The following is a 2,581-nucleotide window of genomic DNA, read 5'->3' on the forward strand; positions in this document are numbered from 1 at the left end:
ACCAAGGTCGGGAACAGGAAGCGCGCCAGGGCCGGCGCTCAAAATTTTGCCGCTCGACAGCTGAACCCCGTTCAACAATCCGATGTGCTGACCATCGCGTTCGGGCGCAAGCGTGACGGTGACCTCGTCGCCCGGCTTCATATCGGCGGCGCCCCAGCCGCTGCGGGCCAACATGCCCGTGCTGCCGGCCTCGCAGCCCCAAATCTCCTCTGAGCCGTCCGGCTTGACGACCTTGATGTAAAGCCACGAATGCGGGTTGGCCCACAGCCATTTCTCGACTTTGCCATGCAAGGTGACAGACTTCGTCATGTCGAATGCGGCCGCAGAATGATGCGCCGCCGCAGGCGCCGCTGCCGAAGCAAGCAGTAATACTGCTAATACGACCGATATACGGGTTGAACGATGCGCATCCATTGCCTTTGTTGCCTTTCGATTATTTTCGGCATGCCGCCGCTCCACAGGCGCATTTCTGCCGCCGAAAAAACGTGAAAGCTAGCTGTCACAATTAGGTTGGATGGCCTGAGTCAGAAGCGGCTGCGGCGCAAAGGTTCGCATTTCATGACCGTTCAAGGCGGCGACGCTCACGAATCGTCTGAAAAGCACAAACTATTGTTTTACCAGTGTCTATCGCGCCAACCTCTGCCTACGTTCCGACATTTGCCGCGCTGTGTCCTGCGAAATGAGGCGGCTTATTCGCCCGGCTATTTCAGCACATAGTCGAGCCACCGATTCCAACACAGGTTCGAGAGATGATCGACGCGCTAGAAAACATCAAAAATCGTATATCGGCCAATTTCTTCGATCCGTCCCACAAGCTGACGAACGAGGAAATCGTTGAACTCGTCAAATACGCGCAAGAAGCGCCGTCTTCCTTCAACATGCAGAACTGGCGAGTCATTGTTTTCGCGTCGGCGGAGGAAAAGGAGAAGCTGAAAAAGCTCGCCTTCGGTCAGGACAAAGTAGCGGACGCAGCCGCAGCTTTCCTGTTTGTCGGCAACAAGGAAGGGTACAAAAAGCTCCCGACCATGATGCAGCCGGCGGTCTCCGCCGGAGCGCTCAAGGCCGAAGACCTGGCGAAACTCCTGGCGGGCGCGAACGCCTCCTATGAGGGCAATGACCAGCGACAGCGGGATGAAGCCATTCGCTCATGTTCTTTGGCGGCGATGACCTTGATGCTGGCAAGCCAGGCGAAGGGCTATGCATCGGGTCCGATGATCGGGTTCGACCCAAAGGGCGTGGAGCAATTGGCGGGTTTGGAACCCAACGAAGTTCCAGCGATTCTTGTCGTCGTCGGCCGCGCGGCGGCTGGAAACAGGCCGCGAAAGCCCCGGCTGCCTGTGCAGGTTCAACTCGCGATTCGCTAGAGATATTCAGCGGCTGTCGCCTCGCCGCCAACTACGCGGCGAGCGCGAGCGGCCGGGCGACTGAAGGCACAACCTTAAGCGACTCAGCTTCAACTGTTCAGCGAGGTTAGGTGGTCCCGGTTGGCTGGACAGGTCTGCGGCGAAATAAGCTATTCCCGCGATTGGTTATGCCGCCAGTTTGACATCCGCCGCCGTCTCGGGCGCGAGCCTTGGAGACAGCGGCGGCGTGATTTGATGATACGCCTCGTCGGGCGTGCGTCCAGCCAGCGATGAGTGCGGACGCGAAAAATTGTAGTGGCGGACATAGCGCAAAAGCCCGGCGTGAAGTTCCTGCCCGGTCTCGAAGGCGTGGAGATAGACGCATTCATATTTCATCGAGCGCCATAGCCGCTCGATGAAGACATTGTCCATCCACCGCCCGCGCCCAAGTTGTCCATGATGACGATGTCGCCTTCCCTCAGAGTTGGCGCGCGGTGCTGCGCAAGCCAGGACTGGAAGATCACCCCGTTCATTGGCCGGTCAACGACCAAGGAGAGCATGAGAAAGTGTGGGGCGCTCATGCTGCCTTGGCGTGAATCGCGCAGCTTCCGTTTTCGTTGGCCAGTCCTGGAAACCACCGTTCAAAGGTCGACCGCAGCGTTCCGTCGAGCGTCCGAGTGCGGGTCTGCAAGAGAAGATGCGCGCCGCGACGAGTCCATTGCATTTGCTGCTTTTTGGCGAACCGCTTGCTCACCACGGCGTTGACTGTCGCCTCCACAAAAGCCGAGGAAATACGCTCGCCGGGCCGATACCGTTCGCCGTAATGGATGAGGCTGGCCGTGTTCGAGGCGATATAGACGGCGAACTCGCGAGCGGCGGCGGCAAATTTGCGCAGATTCGGGTCATCGACGTCAAGTTCGGATAGTTCGTCTTCGAAGTCTTCAATGACCTCTTGAGCCGCAATCGCGTTTCCATGCCATAATTTCCATTTTATTCGTCCCAACTCCTTTGTCAGCTTGGCCCCGGCTTCCTCGTCATGTTGCGCGACGCCTTTCGCAAGCTGGCCGAGCACGGTAATGCGCATGGTTAGTCGAGAACATGCTCGCTGCACGGGCTGATCCTTTCGGTGAGCGCCCGAACTTCCTCACCGCCATCCGTCAGGAAAGTGATGTCCTGGTTGGCCTGCATTCCTTGGCTTTCCAGCATCTCGACAAGATGGCGCTTTGGCTTTTTGTCGA

Annotated in this window: 2 protein-coding genes and 2 pseudogenes; 1 reads left to right on the forward strand and 3 read right to left on the reverse strand. The window is 58.2% G+C overall.

Annotation, left to right across the window (positions count from 1 at the left end):
• Positions 1–414: DUF6152 family protein (locus tag CCR94_RS00005; RefSeq protein WP_104505854.1), on the reverse strand; the 414-nt coding region annotated here is incomplete at its 3' end.
• Between the two features lie 335 nt (positions 415–749).
• Here CCR94_RS00005 and CCR94_RS00010 point away from each other — a divergent pair.
• On the forward strand, positions 750–1,364 hold the full coding sequence (locus CCR94_RS00010; RefSeq protein ID WP_206605732.1) for a nitroreductase family protein: 615 nt from the start codon (positions 750–752) through the stop codon (positions 1,362–1,364).
• A gap of 165 nt (positions 1,365–1,529) precedes the next feature.
• On the opposite strand, the pseudogene CCR94_RS00015 reads toward CCR94_RS00010, so the two are convergent.
• Positions 1,530–1,790, reverse strand: a pseudogene (locus CCR94_RS00015) (integrase core domain-containing protein); the annotation flags it as partial.
• 130 nt (positions 1,791–1,920) lie between these two features.
• Positions 1,921–2,581: pseudogene (locus CCR94_RS00020) on the reverse strand (ISKra4 family transposase); the annotation flags it as partial.

Source organism: Rhodoblastus sphagnicola, assembly GCF_002937075.1.
GTDB lineage: Bacteria > Pseudomonadota > Alphaproteobacteria > Rhizobiales > Beijerinckiaceae > Rhodoblastus > Rhodoblastus sphagnicola.

Coding starts and splice junctions, on each gene's coding strand:
- CCR94_RS00010 (WP_206605732.1), top strand. CDS start 750: ATGATCGACGCGCTAGAAAACATCAAAAATCGTATATCGGCCAATTTC.